22 protein-coding genes are annotated in these 17,828 nt (G+C 49.5%); 14 read left to right on the top strand and 8 right to left on the bottom strand.

Annotation, left to right across the window (positions count from 1 at the left end):
* Positions 1–58 precede the first annotated feature (58 nt).
* Positions 59–427: a PH domain-containing protein gene (locus R7V76_RS10480; RefSeq protein ID WP_318092434.1), complete on the top strand. Its 369-nt coding sequence runs from the start codon at positions 59–61 to the stop codon at positions 425–427.
* A 231-nt stretch (positions 428–658) separates the two neighbouring features.
* Here the strand turns inward: R7V76_RS10480 and R7V76_RS10475 are convergent, their stop codons facing one another.
* Both R7V76_RS10475 and R7V76_RS10470 read right to left on the bottom strand, forming a co-directional pair.
* Positions 659–976 carry a hypothetical protein gene (locus R7V76_RS10475; protein ID WP_318092433.1) on the bottom strand — a complete coding sequence of 106 codons (318 nt, stop codon included), beginning with the start codon at positions 974–976 and terminating at the stop codon, positions 659–661.
* 85 nt (positions 977–1,061) lie between these two features.
* Positions 1,062–1,682, bottom strand: coding sequence for a serine/threonine protein kinase (locus tag R7V76_RS10470; RefSeq protein ID WP_318092432.1), 621 nt, complete (start codon positions 1,680–1,682; stop codon positions 1,062–1,064).
* A gap of 144 nt (positions 1,683–1,826) precedes the next feature.
* Between R7V76_RS10470 and R7V76_RS10465 the strand changes: the two genes are divergently transcribed.
* Genes R7V76_RS10465 through R7V76_RS10445 form a run of 5 tightly spaced genes read left to right on the top strand, consistent with a single transcriptional unit; the run spans position 1,827 to position 6,053 of the window.
* The gene (locus R7V76_RS10465) at positions 1,827–3,305 is read left to right on the top strand and encodes a carboxypeptidase M32 (protein ID WP_318092431.1); all 1,479 of its coding nucleotides are present in this window, start codon (positions 1,827–1,829) and stop codon (positions 3,303–3,305) included.
* On the top strand, positions 3,302–4,033 hold the full coding sequence (locus R7V76_RS10460; RefSeq protein WP_318092430.1) for a glycerophosphodiester phosphodiesterase: 732 nt from the start codon (positions 3,302–3,304) through the stop codon (positions 4,031–4,033). The genes R7V76_RS10465 and R7V76_RS10460 overlap by 4 nt, the downstream gene beginning before the upstream one ends.
* Positions 4,034–4,045: 12 nt before the next feature.
* A complete protein-coding gene (locus R7V76_RS10455; RefSeq protein ID WP_318092429.1) occupies positions 4,046–4,522 on the top strand; it encodes a hypothetical protein in 477 nt (158 codons plus the stop codon).
* Complete coding sequence (locus tag R7V76_RS10450) at positions 4,512–5,081, top strand: guanylate kinase (RefSeq protein WP_318092428.1); 570 nt, start codon at positions 4,512–4,514, stop codon at positions 5,079–5,081. Before R7V76_RS10455 ends, R7V76_RS10450 begins: the two co-directional genes overlap by 11 nt.
* A 57-nt stretch (positions 5,082–5,138) precedes the next feature.
* Positions 5,139–6,053: a phosphotransferase family protein gene (locus tag R7V76_RS10445; protein ID WP_318092427.1), complete on the top strand. Its 915-nt coding sequence runs from the start codon at positions 5,139–5,141 to the stop codon at positions 6,051–6,053.
* An 80-nt stretch (positions 6,054–6,133) separates the two neighbouring features.
* On the opposite strand, the gene R7V76_RS10440 is transcribed toward R7V76_RS10445, so the two are convergent.
* The 3 genes from R7V76_RS10440 to R7V76_RS10430 all read right to left on the bottom strand — a co-directional run bounded on the left by R7V76_RS10440 (position 6,134) and on the right by R7V76_RS10430 (position 8,701).
* Positions 6,134–7,045, bottom strand: a complete 912-nt coding sequence (locus R7V76_RS10440) for a tetratricopeptide repeat protein (protein WP_318092426.1) — start codon at positions 7,043–7,045, stop codon at positions 6,134–6,136.
* 69 nt (positions 7,046–7,114) lie between these two features.
* A complete protein-coding gene (locus R7V76_RS10435; protein WP_014970479.1) occupies positions 7,115–7,558 on the bottom strand; it encodes a MarR family winged helix-turn-helix transcriptional regulator in 444 nt (147 codons plus the stop codon).
* 63 nt (positions 7,559–7,621) lie between these two features.
* Positions 7,622–8,701 (bottom strand): GTP pyrophosphokinase, encoded by a 1,080-nt coding sequence (locus tag R7V76_RS10430; RefSeq protein ID WP_318092425.1) that lies wholly within the window; start codon positions 8,699–8,701, stop codon positions 7,622–7,624.
* A 136-nt stretch (positions 8,702–8,837) separates the two neighbouring features.
* On the opposite strand from R7V76_RS10430, the gene R7V76_RS10425 reads away from it, so the two are divergent.
* Positions 8,838–9,977 (top strand): Six-bladed beta-propeller, TolB-like protein, encoded by a 1,140-nt coding sequence (locus R7V76_RS10425; RefSeq protein WP_318092423.1) that lies wholly within the window; start codon positions 8,838–8,840, stop codon positions 9,975–9,977.
* Positions 9,978–10,180: 203 nt separating this feature from the next.
* Here the strand turns inward: R7V76_RS10425 and R7V76_RS10420 are convergent, their stop codons facing one another.
* Positions 10,181–10,603, bottom strand: coding sequence for an organic hydroperoxide resistance protein (locus R7V76_RS10420; protein ID WP_012370502.1), 423 nt, complete (start codon positions 10,601–10,603; stop codon positions 10,181–10,183).
* A 106-nt stretch (positions 10,604–10,709) separates the two neighbouring features.
* Here R7V76_RS10420 and R7V76_RS10415 point away from each other — a divergent pair, with 106 nt between their 5' ends.
* Positions 10,710–11,144, top strand: coding sequence for a MarR family winged helix-turn-helix transcriptional regulator (locus R7V76_RS10415; protein WP_318092421.1), 435 nt, complete (start codon positions 10,710–10,712; stop codon positions 11,142–11,144).
* A gap of 22 nt (positions 11,145–11,166) precedes the next feature.
* Here R7V76_RS10415 and R7V76_RS10410 read toward each other — a convergent pair whose 3' ends face one another.
* Entirely contained in the window at positions 11,167–11,622 is a 456-nt protein-coding gene (locus R7V76_RS10410; protein ID WP_012370500.1) for a hypothetical protein, read from the bottom strand.
* Between the two features lie 133 nt (positions 11,623–11,755).
* Here R7V76_RS10410 and R7V76_RS10405 point away from each other — a divergent pair, with 133 nt between their 5' ends.
* From R7V76_RS10405 to R7V76_RS10390, 4 genes are all read left to right on the top strand, one after another.
* Complete coding sequence (locus R7V76_RS10405; protein WP_318092419.1) at positions 11,756–12,259, top strand: PH domain-containing protein; 504 nt, start codon at positions 11,756–11,758, stop codon at positions 12,257–12,259.
* Positions 12,256–13,710 (top strand): PH domain-containing protein, encoded by a 1,455-nt coding sequence (locus tag R7V76_RS10400; RefSeq protein ID WP_318092418.1) that lies wholly within the window; start codon positions 12,256–12,258, stop codon positions 13,708–13,710. Before R7V76_RS10405 ends, R7V76_RS10400 begins: the two co-directional genes overlap by 4 nt.
* 34 nt (positions 13,711–13,744) lie before the next feature.
* Complete coding sequence (locus R7V76_RS10395; RefSeq protein WP_318092416.1) at positions 13,745–14,674, top strand: alpha/beta hydrolase; 930 nt, start codon at positions 13,745–13,747, stop codon at positions 14,672–14,674.
* Between the two features lie 65 nt (positions 14,675–14,739).
* Entirely contained in the window at positions 14,740–15,528 is a 789-nt protein-coding gene (locus R7V76_RS10390) for a protein phosphatase 2C domain-containing protein (protein ID WP_318092415.1), read from the top strand.
* Between the two features lie 48 nt (positions 15,529–15,576).
* Here R7V76_RS10390 and R7V76_RS10385 read toward each other — a convergent pair whose 3' ends face one another.
* Positions 15,577–15,726: a hypothetical protein gene (locus tag R7V76_RS10385; protein ID WP_012370495.1), complete on the bottom strand. Its 150-nt coding sequence runs from the start codon at positions 15,724–15,726 to the stop codon at positions 15,577–15,579.
* Positions 15,727–15,871: 145 nt separating this feature from the next.
* Between R7V76_RS10385 and R7V76_RS10380 the strand changes: the two genes are divergently transcribed.
* Both R7V76_RS10380 and R7V76_RS10375 read left to right on the top strand, forming a co-directional pair.
* The gene (locus R7V76_RS10380; protein ID WP_214849191.1) at positions 15,872–16,465 is read left to right on the top strand and encodes a hypothetical protein; all 594 of its coding nucleotides are present in this window, start codon (positions 15,872–15,874) and stop codon (positions 16,463–16,465) included.
* Between the two features lie 19 nt (positions 16,466–16,484).
* A complete protein-coding gene (locus R7V76_RS10375) occupies positions 16,485–17,687 on the top strand; it encodes a hypothetical protein (RefSeq protein ID WP_318092413.1) in 1,203 nt (400 codons plus the stop codon).
* The last annotated feature ends 141 nt before the right edge of the window (positions 17,688–17,828 follow it).

Genomic DNA, 17,828 nt, shown 5'->3' with positions numbered 1-17,828 from the left:
GAAATCGGCTATCCTAGACAGGTAAGCAAAATTAAAAGCAGAAAGCAGGCGATGTTTGATGAGCAATCCACTGAGCCAACTCGCATGGACCTTCGTTTCGGAGTGTGACATCCCGCAAGACGTGCAAGGACTATTGATTCAAGGGGAAGAGGCGTTGTCCGCCTATAAGACGATCCGGGACGTCGCGATTTTTACGACACACCGGCTGATCATCCGGGACGCCCAAGGGTTGACAGGGAAAAAGGTCGAAGTCTATTCAATTCCCTACAAGTCGATCAACATGTATTCAACGGAAAACGCCGGTGGCATGTTCGACATCAACTCGGAAGTCCAACTTTTCACCCGGGCTGGAATGATCAAAATCAATCTCAACAAAAAAGTCGATGTCCGAAAAATCGATCTGTTGATTGCCAACGCGATATTATAAGGAGGAAAACGTGATGAAAAGAACGTTCAAGAAAAAAAGATTTGTTATCTTGCTGACAATCCTCGCAGCCATCTGCCGACCAAAACGAGTCCGCTAATTTTATTTCAAATGCCGTATTTAATATTTAATTCCACACAGAGTAACGAAAGTCTATTTTCACATCCTGGATCCATCACTTCTAATTACAGGGAAACATCAAGAAAACGCTCCTTCAAATAAAAAACGGATCCGTTAAGGACCCGTTCCACAGCTGACTGTATAATTTTGCGTCGTTTTTTTACTGTAACAGATCGTCGGGGTCATGCCGGTTTCACTGTCATAGTCGTACCACACGACATCATACATCCGACCGTATTCCGGATCAAGCATTCGTTTATCGAGGATGGCGGTGTAACTTTGGTACGGATGACCCGCTTCATACAGATAATGCCGGATGGCACCGCTCTCCGTCTCATTCGAAAATACGACCGGAGACAGCAGGGGTAAGACGATGAACAAGGTGAGTACGGATCCACCAATCCACAGCCCGATTTTTTGCCAACGCTTCATTTGAAAATCACTCCATTTCAGTTAAAATATTGAAGTTATATGTAAAACAACGACCGACAGTCACTGGATTGTCGGTCGTTTTGGTTTACCCTGTCTTTCGCATCGACTCAAACAAACGTCCCTTGTAGACGTCCGCGATCGTGTTCAGGAAGGATTCGGAAAAGCGTTTCGGGAAGTACGGTTTCGCATAAAAATACTGATAGGCCCGTTTTAAGTCATCCCACTGCGTACACGGATCCGTCTGCCGGAACCGTGCGACATCGATGATTCGCGTGCCGGTCGGCGTCAACAAGATGTTTCGTAAATGAATGTCGGATGGGTTCAAGCCGACCGAGCGGGCTTCTGCTAAAGCCTGATCGACGGTTTGGATGACATCGTCCGTAATGAGCGTGCCGCTGATCAAACATTCGAACAACGTCTGTCCTTCGATGTATTCGATGACGAGGTAGTCTGGACCATATTCATACTGTTTGGCGTACGTCGCAAACGAATCCAATTGTTCGTAAATCGATCCTTCGATTGCTGCAAGATGTCGGTGCGACGGGAAAAACTTTTTGATGACCCGGTCGGTTCCGGTGATGCGAAATACAAAGGCGCTGCGGCCTGTTCCAATCCACTCCAGTTCGTCCGGATGGGACGTTACCGTGTAACCTTCCGGAGTCTCCGTCAGCCGGATGGCACAAGCCAGTTCGGAATCTGTCTTCACACATGCCACTTCCTTTCTCTTCTTTTATATTATACGACGTTTAAGCGGGGATGGTTTCATAAAACGACTCCTGTGTGAAAGTTTTGAACATTTTGTGATATGCTGAAAATGTACAGCCAATACTTAGCTCAAGGGGGCATTTTAATGACTACTTTACAACAATGGCGTGACCATTTTGAGGCGCTTCGGGCATACGACGAAGCCGTCGCGTTACTTTACTGGGACATGCGGACATACATGCCGGAACAATCGGCCGACAACCGTTCGAAATCAATCGGATTCCTGTCGACGGAAAGTTTCCGCCGCCGGACGGGGACAGCGTATCAGACGTTACTCGAAGCGATGGGCCAAGAGACGTTGACAGGCGTCGAAGCGGTCTCATACGCGAAAGCGAAACAAGCATATGACCGCGACTCGAAGATTCCGGAAGCGGAATACCAGACGTTCATCACCTTGATTTCAGAAGCGGAAAGTGTTTGGGAAAAGGCGAAAGATGCGGATGATTGGGACTTGTTTGCACCATACTTGGAAAAAATCGTCGAGATGGAACGGAAGTTCGTTGAGTACTGGGGGTATGACAACCATCCGTACGATGCGTTACTCCATGATTACGAGCCAGGCATGACGGTCGCGGAACTTGATCCGTTGTTTGCGGAACTCCGTCAAGCGATCATCACATTGTTAAAACAGCTCGACGGAAAAACATTCCCGACACTCGACTGGTCAGCCGACCGCGAAACACAGATTCGATTGAATCACGAATGGTTACAGGACATCGGTTATGACTTTACGGCCGGGCGACTGGATGAGACCGTTCATCCGTTCCAGACGACGATCAACCGGAAAGATGCCCGTGTCACGACGAAGTACGATGAAAATGATTACCGCAATTCCGTTTTCGGAACGATGCATGAAGCCGGACACGCAACGTATGAGCAAGGCATCGCTCCGGAGCTCGATACGCTCGGACTCGGTGAAGGAGCTTCGATGGGGATTCATGAATCGCAATCGTTGTTTTTTGAGAACTTCATCGGCCGCAACCAAGGTTTTCTGTCAGCCCGCTATGCCGGTCTGCAACGAGCGATTCCTTCTTTGACGGATGTCCCGTTTGAGACGTTTTATGCCGCGGTCAACGAAGTCAAACCATCGCTGATCCGGATCGAAGCGGACGAATTGACGTATGCCCTGCATATCATCATTCGCTATGAGCTCGAAAAACGTCTGATTACGGGTGAACTCGAAGTCAAAGACCTGCCGGCGGAATGGAACCGTCTCTACAAGGAATACCTCGGAGTCGATGTCCCGTCTAACGCAAAAGGTGTCCTGCAAGATGTCCACTGGTCCGGCGGATCATTCGGCTACTTCCCGAGTTATGCGCTCGGACTCGTCTACAGCGCTCAGCTGAACGAAGCGTTGCGCCGTGATGTTGCCAATGTCGATCAACTGATTGCTGACGGAACACTGGCACCAATCAAGGAATGGCTGAACGTCAACATTCATCAGCACGGAAAAGCAAAGACTCCGGCAGAATTGATTCAAGCGGCGACTGGACAATCGATTTCCGTCCAACCATTGATCGACTACCTGACGGCGAAATATACGCGGGTCGTCGAAGCATTATGATGAAGTGGTTCGCCCATCGCGGAGCGAGTGATCGGTTTCCGGAAAATACGCTCGAAGCGATTGAAGCAGCGATCCCATATGTCGACGGCATTGAATTTGATGTTCATTTTTCGCGCGACGGAGTCGGTGTCATCATTCATGACGAGACGGTCAACCGGACGACGGACGGAACGGGACGGGTCGTTGATTTGACACTGGCTGAATTGAAGCGACTGAATGCGGGAGCACGGTTCAAAGGGAACGGCGGACCGATACAGACGACAATTCCGACGCTTGACGAAGTACTCACTCTGCTTGCACCAACAAAACTTCTGCTCAATATCGAGCTGAAGACGGACACGATCCGGTATCCTGGCATCGAAGCGTACACACTCGAACGGTGTCGCGCTCACGGCATTGCGAACGACCGTCTGATTCTGAGTTCGTTTAATCATTATTCGGTCGCAACCGTCCGGGAACTTGATCCAACGATCGAGACGGCGATTCTCTATCCGTATCCGTTGTATCATCCGGAACAACAAGCGATCCTGCTCGGAGCCAAGGCCATTCATCCGGATTACCGCCGGGTGACGAAAGAAGATGTCATGCTGGCCCATCAAGCCGGGATTGAAGTCCGGGTCTATACGCCGAAAACGGCTGACGATGTCAGACGGATGATCGAGATCGGGATTGACGCCGTCATCGTCAACGATCCACAAGCATTTCAGAAAAGTCTATCCATCCCATAAGGAGGTAGCGTCATGCGGAAGGAGCATCTGTTTATCATTTTAGCGTCATTGGTCGCACTCGTCATCGGTCTGCAGATTGGTTTTGCCAGTCTGCCGGCACCCAAACCGAAACAGGTGGAGGAATCGGTGACACGACCAAATGATTTTCAGGCAGGACTCCGCGATGCGAAAACCGAATTGAAGATGGTACAACGGTTTAACCGAACGAGTACGATCGAGCATAACAGTTCGAACCAAACTTGGATTTATTCCAGTCCGACACCGACGCGTATTGCCGTCGATTGGTATTACGTCGCGAGTTACCCTGAAAAAAATGTGCAGATGACTCGAAATGACGTATCCCGGATTTTAACGTATGACCGGTATCTTGTCGTCATCCGCCCCATTTACGGTGTGATCGAAGACAGTGAACTCGAACAATTTGCACTTCGCTTTTCGAGCTATTTCATGGCAGTGCAACAACAAAAGGAGGAGAACGATGTCAGGTAAAATCATTCTGTTGATTGGTGGATCGGGCAGCGGGAAATCTTCCTTGATCAAACGATTACGCCAGGAATATGAACGGGTCCGCTTTATTCCGTCCGTGACGACACGACCAAAACGTCCGACGGAACACGACGGGGAAAGTTATCATTTCGTTGACGTCAAGACGTTCCAACAATTGATTCAGGAGAACGGATTCATTGAATATGCCCACGTCCACCGGGCCTGGTACGGGACACCGCGGCAGGCGTATGAAGAAATTCTTGCGACCGATGGAATTGTCATCAAGGATATTGATCCGAAGGGGGCGACAGCGTTCAAAACGTTGTTTGCCGATCACGTCATTACGATTTTCGTCTCCGTTCCGCCGGATTTGATGAAGGAGCGGTTGCTGATGCGGGGCGATACACCGGAGTTCGAAGCGCGGCTCGTCGATTACGCCGATGCCTGGAAAGAGCGTGATCATTACGATTATATGATTGAAAACATCGATTTTGAACAAGCCTATGCGGATCTTTTAGGAATCATTTCCGCGTATATTCCCGGACAACCGTCCGAATCGTAACAGCAGGGAACGTTCCCTGCTGTTTTTAGTATTGTCAAAGAGAGGAGGGGAACGCGGATGGATGTCTGGCTACAGATCTTGCAAGCGGAACCGGAGCTCCGGTCCTTGACCGACTGGAACCGTCTTCCGACGCGCTATACTGATTCACCGAAATACACGGCGCGCGACGAAAGTGGTCTTTCCATCATTCATACTGCTCCGCTGGCGTTATTTGAGCGGAAAAAGCGGGAGTTTGAGCTTTTGCAACAGTTGCGACAAGATGGGTTGCCGGTCCCAGAACCACTCCATTTGAAGCGGATTCCGGCAGGAGCTGTCTGTTACAGCCACTATCGTTTTCTCGAAGGTACGACAATCCAAGCGTCTTTGCCGCTCAGTCGGGACAAGATGTACAGACTCGGGCAGGAGACGGGCCACTTGTTACACAGGATCCATCAGCATGAAGTGCCCCGGGCGACGGAGTGGGCGGTCCGTTGCCTCGAAAAACACAAGCGGTATGTTGCGCTGTACCAAGAAGAAAGACCGTTGACCGACGATCAAATCATTCTGTCCTTCATCGAACGAAACCTCCATTTGATCGCGGGACGGCCGAACCGGCTGCAACACGATGATGTTCATCTCGGAAATCTGATTACGGACGGGGAACACCTTGTCGGACTGATCGATTTCTCGAATCAGGATGTCGGCGACCCGTGGCATGATTTCGTCAAAATGGGACTGTTTCAGGTCGACGACAGTATTGCATTTGCGGTCGGTCAAGTCGACGGTTATTTCAGAGGAGACGTTCCAGAGCTGTTTTGGCGTGTCTACAGCGTCTATCTGGCGATGGCTTGTATTTCATCAATCGTCTGGACAAGCCGGCATGCACCGGAGGAAATGGACCAGATGCGCCGGCGACTCGAACGTGTGTTGTCCGATCACCGGCGGTTTGAGTGTGCCGTCCCGATTTGGTATGAGACGTTTGACCGGACATGATCGTCTGAGCGGACTTTTCGTTCGACAGAAAAAACCGTGCCTTTCACCGATTGACTCGGTCAGGACACGGTTTTTTTAGTTCAGTTCCCGTCCCAGGTCTCGTCGACTCGAGAGGCATAAAAGCGCAGGGCACGGGCATACGCGTGAATGTCCGGATTTTCTGTCGTATCGACAAGCGTTCCGATCAACCGTTCGATTGCTTCGGCCGACCGGTCGAGATTATGTAACGTCAGTGCTAAAAACGTCTGCAAGACGGCATGCTGCGGAAAGTGGACGAGTCCTTCCGTCAGCGTCCGGTAAGCATCATCGTAACGGCCGAGGGCGCGGTACGTACTGCCGAGTCCGACGTACGCCTCCTGTAAATCGGGAGCAGTCAAACCCTGTTCGATGGCAGCGACGTAATGTGGGACAGCCGCGGCTTCTTCCCCCAGATTGTCGTGACACCATGCCATCTGGTAATGAATTTGTGGATCGTCTGGAGCCTGCTTCAGGTAAGAGGCGACGACAGCTTTTGCGGCGTGATACTGTTTCGCTTGACGGAGACGCGAGACGGCAGCAAGGTCGAAATTCACCTCAGAAGATACTTTGTCTGGATGATGATAAACGAAGGTCAGGGGACGATGCGGCTGTTCATCCGGTAATACGCTGTAGCGGAACTGCAGCCCAAGCCGAGAAGCGGCAGCGAGTGCCGGTTCGTTGTCCGGAGCGATTGAAGCTTCAACCTGTTGAAAATCAAGTTTTTTGAAGACGAATGCCAGCACAACAGGAAGTGCTTCGGTGGCATGACCTTGTCGTAAAAACAGCGGGTTGATCTGGCAATGGACATGTGCTGTCCGGACGTCCTGACAAAGAAGGGCTGTGACGCTCACCGTTCCGAGTCTGGTTTCGTCGTCTGCGCGAAACACTTTAAACGTATACGTATCCTGTCCGGATGGATCGACGGCACCTTGAATCCGTAACTGCGTAGTCTCAAGCATCAGAAAAGCTGTCATCTGAAGTCACTCCTCGCATATGATATCGATAGAAAAACCCTTCAACCAGTCAGGCTGAAGGGAACGAGATTAATTTTGTTGCTCGAGTTTCGTTAATAATGTTCGGAACGTATCGAGTTCGGCATCCGAAAAGTCGGCGAAGACGTCCGACAGGTATTCCATCTTCATTGCTTCAAGTTTCCCGTACAGTTCAATCCCGTCTTCCGTTGCCCGGAGTTCGACGACACGACGGTCGAGTTCACTTCGTTCGCGTGAAATCAGCCCTTTTTTCGTCAACTCATCGGCCAGTGCCGTGATCATACTCGCTGAAAACTGAAATTCGTTGGATAAAGCCGATGCGATTTGGGGACTGCTTGTGCAAAGCGACTTCAGGATAAAGAATTCGTTTCGCGTCAAGTAAGTCGTGAACATACTCCGGACATCTTTTTTGATAGCGCGGTAGTTCATCCGTAATCCTTTTTCTGTATCCACGATCAACTGATCGCGATTTGCTACTTCTAATGTAGTTGCCATAGTTTCACTCTTTCCATACCGTAGTTTCTTCTTCCGAGATTTAGTATAGTGAAAAATTTTAGTTTAATCAATATTTTTCTCTTGAATCATCTGTTTAGTTAACGGTTGGACTTGTTTGATGATGTCGTCGACGTTCCGGAGCTCTGGATAGAACCGGCGGAAGAAGTAGTCAATCCGGTGTGGGTCATTCCCGGCAATCGTCACGGCCATACAGATATAGGCGATGCCGATTCCTTGGCGGGGCAGGAACGGGTTCGGCATGACCTGGGCACACTTCAAGGCAAGGGGGCTGTGGACGGCGACAGCTTCAATCAATTCTCCGTAATTCCGGATATCGACATAATGGAACATCCGGATCAGTTCATTGATCAACTGCTGATCGGAATCGAGCATCATCTGGGACGTGACTAGTTGTTTGTCGAGATCGTTGATGACAGCGGAATGGTCGATAAAATAGTTTAAATTATCCGATGTGATGCGGACTTTATGAGGATCCGATAAAATTTGTTGGACCGTCTCGTCTTCGAATTGTTTCAGTTGTTTTTTGATATTCACGAATTCCTGATCGGCGATTTCGAGGAGTCCGGCAACCCGGCTAAAACTGCGACGGACTTCCGCCGGCACGCTGTTCGGATTTTTATACCCTAAATCGTGTTCGATTTCGGCCCAGGCATGTTGTAAGATCGACCGGATTTGAATTTCAGCGGTATGATCCTTAAAACGGCCGTATTCACTGAGCGCAAGCCGCTGTTCATTTAAGGCGGCGACGAAATGGACCGACAGATAACCGAACTCGGTCGTATCAAGCAATGTGGATTTGTCGACGGATTGATCCCGGTCGATTGAAAATTCATTTTCGATGATCCGGGCCGCTTCCCGGACATCATCGTGAAAGTACGTCACGATCCGGATTCCCGTCAAATCGTGCACATCCCGGAGCGATTGGTATTTATTCGGTTGCCGTAACACTTTTTGGTACAGGCTGTCGGACTCTTTTGTCCGGGCGACGATCGAATGGTATTTGATGCCGGCTGCATCGAGCAATTCCGATAATAAGACTTTTAATTTATCGGCAAAGGCATCATAGTCTTCCTTGTCATTGACATATTCGAGCATCATCGTATTTAAGTCCTGTGATTGCACGGAATTCACCTTCCTTGTCATGTCTTCTTCTGACATTATTGTAGCACTCGTTTTCACCGGACGCACGGAAGGACCCTGTTTCAAGGAGGACGCTTCGTGGGAAAGACAGAGTAGAACATCTGGGAGGGGTGCTAGAATGGAAATTTTGGACGCGCGGGCGTTGCCAGCTGATCATTCTGATATCTTACATGTCACACCATCATCGGTTTATTTCCGCCGCCGACTCAACGACAGTCAATTTCATATCAGCCGGTTTGATTTAGAGGATCAAGAACAGGTCGATCTGACGCCGGAAGTGTTGCAGGACCACGGACCGACCCGGCCATTCGTCAAAAAGGGAAAAGTGTATTGTCTGAATGAAAAAGACCGGGAAGAGGGCGGCGAGACGCAATTGATCGCGATTGACCTGCATTCAGGAAAAAGTGAGCACCTTGCCACGTGGCGCCTCGGAGGCGATTTAACGCTCTACTGGGTCTTGAATGAGCGGTATATGGTCTTGTTACATGTCGATGAGGGGACAACAGCCTTTTTGTATGACATCGAGACGACGCGTCAGCATCCGATTAAAGATGAACGGTTGTACGGAATCACGGAAAACTACCGTGAACTGTACTTTTTCCTCGTCACGTTAGCGGATGCCGATTATATCGTCTGCAATGCCCGGCTCGATGAGTTCTCCTTTTACGATGCGCTGGAGAGCGGAGTCATCTCCCCGGAAGATCCGATCGACCATTCGGAAAGTTTATTGATTGCACCGCTTACGACGATCGTCACGGAAATCGAACAGGGAGTGGAACACCTCTCCTTTCGGACGTTGTTGCGGCTGGACGGGGAAGGGGATACCGTCCAGTATCTGGGCGAACAGGATGGTCATCTCGTGTTTAGTGCCTATACGGAACGCCTGAATGAAGAAGTGTTTTATGAAATCAAGGAACAATCGGCCGTTACGGAGCGGGAACGGATTCGCTGGAGTGATTTTGAACCGCTTGACTTCACCTATGATGATGTCGAGTCGACGATTTTCATCGTCAATGACCGGTCGGATCAGCACCATGAAGTGATGAATCTGCGGACCGGTGCCCGTTATCTGGACCGTGACCCGTTTGAGCGGGTGCTGCGCGACCGGTTTTACCTCCATGAATCGATCGGGACGGATGCTGAACCGATGGTCACGGTGTACGACGGTGAGCAGGCAGTGCGTCACCGGTTCGAGGATGCCTATTATATGATTGTCTCCGGAGAATTGGTCATCCTTTCCGTCAATCAGTTAAAATGAATGAAACAACCGAACAATTCAGGGAATCACACTGTGAAGAAGACAGTGTGATTTTTAAACAGAAGACTTATTTATTTCGTATACCGTAATTCTTATGTAAAAATAAATTAAAAAGCAAAAAGTATAAGCTTAATTCCATCAAAAACAATAAAAAACTCCTCCCTGTCAGCGAAATACGCCAAGCAGGAGGAGGAGTGGTATGCTTATTCTGAGTCAGTCGTCCGTGTGAAGATATCGACCTGAATGTTTCCAGCTGTCGCACGTGAGTAAGGGCAAACACTGTGGGCGAGTTTACCAAGCTCCGCAGCTTGTTCTTCTGAAACACCACGGACAAGAACATCAAGTTCTACTGAAAGTGTGAATCCGTCTGTTGCTTCATTAAGTGTGACATGTGCCGTTACTTCACTGCCATCATGCTTGATGCCTTGTTTACGAGCGACAAGGTTTAACGCGGAATCAAAACAAGCCGAGTATCCAGCAGCAAATAATTGTTCCGGGTTGGTTGCTTGCTTTTTAGATCCCGGTACAGGCATGGCGAGTGCAACGTCTAAGATACCGTCTTCCGATACGACGCGGCCGTCACGGCCTCCGACAGCTGTGGCAGATGATGTGAACATTGGTTTCATAATGATAACTTCCTTTCGGGTTGGCTGATTAATTTAAGTAGCTTACAATTAGATTGTATACAATCTATAAAAGAACGCAACTATTATGCTTGAAGGAGGAACTTATATGCCGAATCCTTTATTACTGGAGGAACAACTCTGTTTTCCGTTTTATGCGATTTCCCGGGAGATCACGAAACGATACCGCCCCTTGCTTGAACCGCTGGGGTTAACCTATCCGCAATATCTCGTCATGCTTGTCCTGTGGGAGCAGGATCAACAGTCGTTAAAAGCGGTCGGGGAACGATTGCACCTCGATTCGGGAACATTGACACCCTTATTAAAAAAATTAGAAGCTTCCGGCTTAGTCGAACGGGTCAAAAATCCGGCGGACGAACGTCACATCCAAATCACCTTGACGGCAGACGGTCAGGCTCTTCGAAAAGAAGCCGAACAAATTCCGCTCGCTTTAAAAGAATTACTGGGTGTATCGGACGAAGATCTGGAACTGGTCAAACAGACATTAAATCGCCTGACCATAAAAATGAACGGAACTGATTGACAGTCCCGTTCATTTTGAATGTTTATTTGCGGCGGAATCCTTCTTCTTCAAGGTAGTTCGCTGCTTCTTTATACGAATTAAACGCTCCGTCAAGCAAGTCGCCCGCGTATACCAACCAAGTATCGAGGTCTTCGTTTAACAACGTCAACTCAAATTGGTTGTCATTGATCCATGTTTCTTCCAGCGTTTCGACCGTTTCGACCGTCTCCAGTGCTTTGATCGCATCTTGTAACAAGAGGATTAAAGCGGGCTCGGAGAATTCACGGATGTTGACGAAACCTTTCCGGTCCGTCTCATATCCCGGCAATCCTGCAGCGTAGACAAAACCGTTGCCGTTCGGGTGAAGATGATAGACGACGATTTTTTTCTCGAACTGACTTTCCGGGAAGTGGAAATTGACACGGTTAAGCGAGACTTCTTTCCGGACAAGTTGTGGGAAAGTCTCGATGATGTTTAATTTTTCTTCAAATGTTAGCATGGTTCCTCCTTGAAATACATTTCTACTCTCTTATATATGCGATGATTCGCAGCGAAATGTCAACGTCTGTTTGATGACAGTGAAACTTGAGCAAGTCTCTTCCCGTATGGAAAAAGGAAAGGCAGGGGATTGGATGCAACCAAATCAACCGACCGAGGGATGGCAACGTTTGCCACATGCCTCGGTGACCGCCGAACGTCAATACGTCGGTATTAAGTATACCATTTATCTGTTGCTCATCGGAACAGCAACCGTAGTTCAAATTAAGTGGCTCGATCTGTCTCCCTGGTGGATGTGGATTTTGGCCGGTCTGTGGACGGTGTTCTTTGTATTTCAGTTCGTGTATGTCCCGAAGATCAGACAACGGTATTTTAAATATCGGGTCGATGATGAATTTTTAGTCGTTGAATTCGGCATCTTTGTGTTACGCCACGTCGTGACGCCACTGGTCAAAGTACAAATCATCGATACATCGTCCGGTCCGTTGCTTCGCCGGTTAAACTTGATGAACATGAATGTCCATACGGCGTCCGGTCAAATTGAGTTACCCGGACTGGAAGTCACACAAGCCGGCATCTTAAGACAACGCATTGAACGCTTCGCGAAACTTGAGGAACAAGAGGAGGAGTCATTATGACACGACGGGTTCACCCATTGTTCATCTTAATGACGACCTTGACGCAACTGCGGTCACTCGTCATTCCGATTGCCGTCATCTTGTTCAATGATTTGAAAAATGATGGATTCGGTATGTATACGATGATTGGCGTCATCGTCGTCAGTATTTTTTTACTCGTGTTCGGCATCATTTCTTGGTACTTTTATACGTTCACGATTGATGAACAATCGATTCGGGTCAATAAAGGAATTTTTCGCAAAAGTGAGCGGACGACGCAACGTCAACGGATCGAGTCAATCGGCATCAATCAAAACCTGCTCGAGCGGATTCTCGGTTTGGCGACACTGACGGTCGAAACTTCATCCGACAGCGGCAAACCGGAAGTCGAATTAAAAGGGGTTCGGCTCGAGTTTGCCAAACAATTGAAATCAACGATCGGCACAGCGGTCTTGCCACCTGCCGAAAATGCGGAGACAGCCGTCACCTATACAGTCGGCTTAAAAGATTTGGTAACGGCAGGCGCGTTATCTGGCCGACTCGGTCTTGCACTCGTCGGATTCGGAGCCGTCTATCAGTTCGCCAACCGGTTCATTGAGCAATACATCAGTCGGGCGTTTGACGAATTGTTGCATTTATCACTTATGATTTTGCTGATTCTCGGCGGAATACTTTTACTCTTGATTTACCTTGGCTCGATTTTGGTTTTCGTCCTTCGGTATGGTTCCTTCCGGGCGACACGTGATAAACAGCGGATGACGATTGGATACGGCCTCTTGAACCGGACGGAAATCGTCTTTCATCAAGATAAGGTGCAGGCGCTGGTCATCGAGGAAAGCTGGATCAAGCGGCGTTTGAAACGGGCACATCTCTCGTTACACATTATCTCCGCAAGCGGTGAAGAAGAAAAGTTACTCTTGCACCCTTTTATCCGCACGAGTGAGATCGACGATTTTTTGAGCCGGTTTTTACCGCGTTTTCAATTGCAACATCCGCAGAAACGGGCTGTCGACCGGGGATTTTTTTACATCGTCCGCTGGCCGCTGCTCGGCTACAGTCTGGGATTACTTCTGTTGAACGTGGCGATGCTGTATACGTTACCGGACCCTTTCCGATATTTCGGATTACCGTTCATTCTGCTGTTGCCCGTTTATTACGCGGTCGCACGGTCCGGCTATCAAAACACCCGTTACGGGCATCAGGACGATTTGTTTGTTCTACGCAAGGAACTGGTCAACCGGGAAACGATTTATGCGCCGCGCCTCAAGATTGAAGCCTTCTCGAGCCACGTGTCCCGTTTTCTGGAGCACAAAGATATTTTGAAGTTTCATCTTACATTACGCGGTTCAAGTGTCTTTCATGCCGGTTATTTTACACAGGCGGAGTTTGAAGACGTACTGCGTTGGTATCAACAGACTTTTCTCAAACCACCGGCTCCACCGGCAGGGACACGGCTGTCGGATGACGAATAGCTTCTGAAAGAAACAGACGACAAAAGGAGTGAACATGGTGCGCAAATGGATTTTGATACTCTTGCTGATCCTGTTCGGAATCGGAGGTCTGATCGGATATGACGGCTACCGGTTACAGCAAACTTTAACAAAAGCGTCCGACCGTTCTCGTCTCCTCCCTGAAAAGCAAACCAATCCGGACACAGCGGATCAGGCATGGATGAAGCGGCAGGATGTGAAAACCCTCCAATTAAAAACGACCGGGGAAGAACGTGTCGGGCGTTACCTGCCGGCTTCTCCCGCTTCCGATAAGACGGTAGTGCTTCTCGCTGATGATGTCCGCTTCGGTTCCTCCGAGACGGAACCGCTCATCCGCTTTTATCAGGAACAGCTCGGATACAACGTATTTGTTCCGGATCGCCGCGGTCAGGGAGGCAGTAAAGGACCATTAAATTATGGTTGGCTTGACCGGCTGGATCTGATCGAGTGGACCAATCAATTGATTGAGGAGACCGGAACCCGTCACATCATCTATCACGGACTGGGTGTCGGAGGGGCGACGGCGCTGCTCGCAGCAGGAGAGCCGACCGTTCCAAAACAAGTTAAGGTCGTCATTGCCGAAGGCGCATATACCCGTCTGGATGATTGGCTCCAGTCGCTTGCCAAAGCAAATCTGCCGTATCCGGCCGGTCCGTCGCTTGCCGTGGCAAGTATCTTGAATAAAGTCGAACAGGACTTCTTTTACGGGGATGTTTCCGTCACGCGGCAGACAAGCCGGATCATGGTGCCGACGTTGTTCATCCAGGGAACGGAGGACAAGATTGTTCCACCGCGGATGGTCTATGAGCTGTATCAGGCAAAACCCGGGATCAAACAATTGTATCCGGTCCGCGGAGCGGGTCACGGCATGACCTATTCCGAAAATGCCGGGAATTACGAAAAACGTCTGCGTTTGTTCGTTCAACCGTTTGTCACGACCCCTTAACGGTTGTGTCATGAGGGCGGATGACCAGATAGGGAACAGGCAGATTGAAAGGGGCCACAACAGTAATGACGGATTTAGTTTGGATAGGCAATGAAACACCGTTCGTCGATGTCATCTCCATTGAATCGGTCGGACCGATCACGGTCGGACGATTCGGAGGATGCAGCCGTTCCGGACAGACTAAAAATGAGGACGGTTGTGTCGTCTGGATCGGGGAGGACTGGGAATGGACCATGCTCCTCGACGCACATGATACGGCGGAAAGTGCCGTCTTGTTGACCGACTACTTTACCGCGCATCGTGCGAAAATCGAACGGATCCTGAATGAACCTCTAGAAATGATGTTCTCCGTGCTCGAACAGCAGGTCGTATCCTTGTTGCAAAACGAAGCCTTCCGGACCGCTTGTCAAGACGTACAGGGCGAGACCGCCTGTCTGTTTCTTGTCCGGAAAGGAAAATATGTCTGGTGGTTATCGGTCGGCGATGTCGTCGCTTATCTGTTCCATCCTGATTTAAGTAAACATCTGCAATACAAATTAAACGAGCGGCAATTTTTTGAATGGATCGGACGGGTCAATACATTTGATTTACCGGTTCCGTGTTATGGGCGGGGAATTCGTGAATTGCGGCAGGGAACCAATCAGCTGTTGTTGACGACGGACGGATTGATTGAATGTCCGGGAGCCCCGTTTCAGGACGGAAAACAGATGGAAACGATTCTGAACACTTCAACAGCCGGCGTTAAGACGTTACTGACGACAATCGAGCAGCTTGGTGTCCGGGACAGCACGACCATCTTGGCCTGGACGGTCGAGGTGGAGGAAAGCGTCACGATGCCCGGAAATTCAAGATAAAAAAGCATGACCCGTCTTTTCCGTTCATCAGGGAAAGGGGGCATGCTTTTATTCGGTCGTTGCCGACTCCGCATCCGTCTGGTTCGTTTGTAACGGGATTGGTTCTTGTGCCTCTTTTTCGGTATGCGCCAACGGCAGGGCAATCCCGACGCTCGTCAGTAAAGCGATCAGCGCCGTATTCGTCAATGTTTGGTACATCTGGATTCCTCCTTTTCTGAAAATTGTGTCACCTTTTTAACTATTCTGAATATTTATTCACGATTCGTCAAGTAATCGTCATCTTCCCGGTAGTCTTTTTTTCCTTGAAACCGGTATACTTAAACGTGAAAAAGGGGGATCTCGCTTGAAACTTACTAAAGCCAACACACGTATTTTAGAGTCATTGTTACCACGGTTGAACCTGAACGTCGAAGAACCGGAACGGACGGATATCGAACGCCGTCTCCAAGCGGATCTGTATGAAGCCCAGCGCCTGCAAAAACCGTTTGAAACCGTCCACGGACAATCACCGGAAGAACGGTTGAATCAAATGATTGCCGAGATTCCGGAATTACGGCGGATCGAAACCCAAAAGCGTTGGACGCGGAATTACATTTCGACGATTTTGATGTTTATCTTCATCGAAGGAATCGATGGGATCTTCCAGTTCGCCCTCGCAGATTACATTTTATTTTCGATCATCGCTTTGTTCCTGATTGATGCGATGTCCATCTTAATCACGTCGCCGAAAATCCGCGACGTCAAAAAACGGGTCTGGATTCAATTTTTAGTCAGCTTTATCTTGTTTGCGACGTACAAAGCTGTCCTGATCCAATTTGTTCCGAATCCCGTCGTCCTGATGCAAGTCAGTGGCACCCCGGCGTATCTGATCGGAATTGCCGGATTAGTCGGTCTTTATCTCTACTGGTCTAAAAATCCGCTTCGGAAACGCGCATAAAGCAGAAGGAGGGAAAAAGATGGAGTTCACGCACTGGAAAAGACGTTTGCAAGATCATCTGGAACGGATGGGATTTGATTTACGGATCGAGCGGCTTGCCATGCAGGATATCCTGAAACTTGAAGCCACACATGGTGCTTTCTTATTTTTCCCGATCACGATCAACTTATATGAACGGATGGGATGGCAAATGGTGGCCATCGAATCCCATCATCCGGAAAGCGTCGACGATTTGTTTGCCGAAGCACAGGTCCAGTCCCTGTTTCAAATGACGATGATGACGTTTGAAGAGGAAGAACGGGAATATATTTTAGGTTTTTACAGCAATACCGGCCGCTATCTGACGGATACACTCTCGTTGACCGGACAGCTCGTCCGCGTCATCGAAGAGGAGTGGAACGGCGGTGAACCGCTTCGGATTGCTACGTTCGAACCGTTCCCCGGTCTGTTCGTCGCGCCGTCCTTTGCCCATCAGACCTATGCCTTCGCAGCAGTTGAAGACCACTGGCAACTGTTCGTCGGGCGGACGGGTCGTCCGGCAAGTGATTACCGGCTTGACGGAACGGTCCTCGCACCGCACCGTGTACCGGAGAGCGAATTGTTCACGCGGATTCCGTTGGCTGTCCCGCTCCATGAGTTCGAGGATGTCCGGACGCAGTTGCAGGCGGAACGAACGGAAGTGCAATCATTTCTTGCACAGGTGATGGCCGTCATGCAGGCTTACGATCCGTCGTTCGGTTTCGCCTGGCGCGGGACGGTAACGTTTTTCCACGGTATTCCGGTCAATCCGTTCGCCCAGCGCTTGTGGCTTGACGACGGACAAAAACGGTTCCGGATCATGCAGCAAGGATCGCGACGGATCTTAGCGCTTGGGGACACGGCACCGGAAGCCATCGAACGACTCGACGAAGCGGTCGGGGCGGGGGAGCCGGACGGAACGCCTGTCAGTGCCGTCGGTCAATTGCTGTTAGGGATTTGGAAACAGTTCGAGTCCGACGAGACAACTTATTTGACGGAAGTCTCCTGTGAAGGGATTTCGAGACAACAAGTCGAAAACCGGGTCCGCAACGCCTTGGCACGGCAGGAAACGATTGATTGGATCATCCGGGCACAAAACAGTAATGACAGTTGCCGATTTGCGGGACTGACGATCACGTTCCCGCATCGTCCGCCGGGTCTTGTCCGGATTCAACGGACGGAAGATTTGACCGGAAACCGGTGATAGCCGGAAAAAGAAGAAATAAAAAGAGGCTGGGACATAACTCAGCTTTATAAATGAGAAGGCCCTCGGAACGTTTTTCGTTTCGAGGGCCTTCTTCTATGATGAAAAACCGATTTTAAGTAAACAAATAAGGACTTCCTC

The sequence above is a fragment of the Exiguobacterium artemiae genome (genome assembly GCF_033342815.1).
Lineage (GTDB): Bacteria > Bacillota > Bacilli > Exiguobacteriales > Exiguobacteriaceae > Exiguobacterium_A > Exiguobacterium_A artemiae_A.
Note: the sequence above shows the minus strand (reverse complement) of the source record. Positions and strands in the feature narration are given on the sequence as shown.

Bases quoted from the DNA above. Each gene is read 5' to 3' on its own strand.
- R7V76_RS10480 (WP_318092434.1), top strand. From the start codon at position 59: ATGAGCAATCCACTGAGCCAACTCGCATGGACCTTCGTTTCGGAGTGT.
- R7V76_RS10475 (WP_318092433.1), bottom strand. From the start codon at position 976: ATGAAGCGTTGGCAAAAAATCGGGCTGTGGATTGGTGGATCCGTACTC.
- R7V76_RS10465 (WP_318092431.1), top strand. From the start codon at position 1,827: ATGACTACTTTACAACAATGGCGTGACCATTTTGAGGCGCTTCGGGCA.
- R7V76_RS10460 (WP_318092430.1), top strand. From the start codon at position 3,302: ATGATGAAGTGGTTCGCCCATCGCGGAGCGAGTGATCGGTTTCCGGAA.
- R7V76_RS10455 (WP_318092429.1), top strand. From the start codon at position 4,046: ATGCGGAAGGAGCATCTGTTTATCATTTTAGCGTCATTGGTCGCACTC.
- R7V76_RS10450 (WP_318092428.1), top strand. From the start codon at position 4,512: ATGTCAGGTAAAATCATTCTGTTGATTGGTGGATCGGGCAGCGGGAAA.
- R7V76_RS10445 (WP_318092427.1), top strand. From the start codon at position 5,139: ATGGATGTCTGGCTACAGATCTTGCAAGCGGAACCGGAGCTCCGGTCC.
- R7V76_RS10440 (WP_318092426.1), bottom strand. From the start codon at position 7,045: ATGACAGCTTTTCTGATGCTTGAGACTACGCAGTTACGGATTCAAGGT.
- R7V76_RS10435 (WP_014970479.1), bottom strand. From the start codon at position 7,558: ATGGCAACTACATTAGAAGTAGCAAATCGCGATCAGTTGATCGTGGAT.
- R7V76_RS10425 (WP_318092423.1), top strand. From the start codon at position 8,838: ATGGAAATTTTGGACGCGCGGGCGTTGCCAGCTGATCATTCTGATATC.
- R7V76_RS10420 (WP_012370502.1), bottom strand. From the start codon at position 10,603: ATGAAACCAATGTTCACATCATCTGCCACAGCTGTCGGAGGCCGTGAC.
- R7V76_RS10415 (WP_318092421.1), top strand. From the start codon at position 10,710: ATGCCGAATCCTTTATTACTGGAGGAACAACTCTGTTTTCCGTTTTAT.
- R7V76_RS10410 (WP_012370500.1), bottom strand. From the start codon at position 11,622: ATGCTAACATTTGAAGAAAAATTAAACATCATCGAGACTTTCCCACAA.
- R7V76_RS10405 (WP_318092419.1), top strand. From the start codon at position 11,756: ATGCAACCAAATCAACCGACCGAGGGATGGCAACGTTTGCCACATGCC.
- R7V76_RS10400 (WP_318092418.1), top strand. From the start codon at position 12,256: ATGACACGACGGGTTCACCCATTGTTCATCTTAATGACGACCTTGACG.
- R7V76_RS10395 (WP_318092416.1), top strand. From the start codon at position 13,745: ATGGTGCGCAAATGGATTTTGATACTCTTGCTGATCCTGTTCGGAATC.
- R7V76_RS10390 (WP_318092415.1), top strand. From the start codon at position 14,740: ATGACGGATTTAGTTTGGATAGGCAATGAAACACCGTTCGTCGATGTC.
- R7V76_RS10385 (WP_012370495.1), bottom strand. From the start codon at position 15,726: ATGTACCAAACATTGACGAATACGGCGCTGATCGCTTTACTGACGAGC.
- R7V76_RS10375 (WP_318092413.1), top strand. From the start codon at position 16,485: ATGGAGTTCACGCACTGGAAAAGACGTTTGCAAGATCATCTGGAACGG.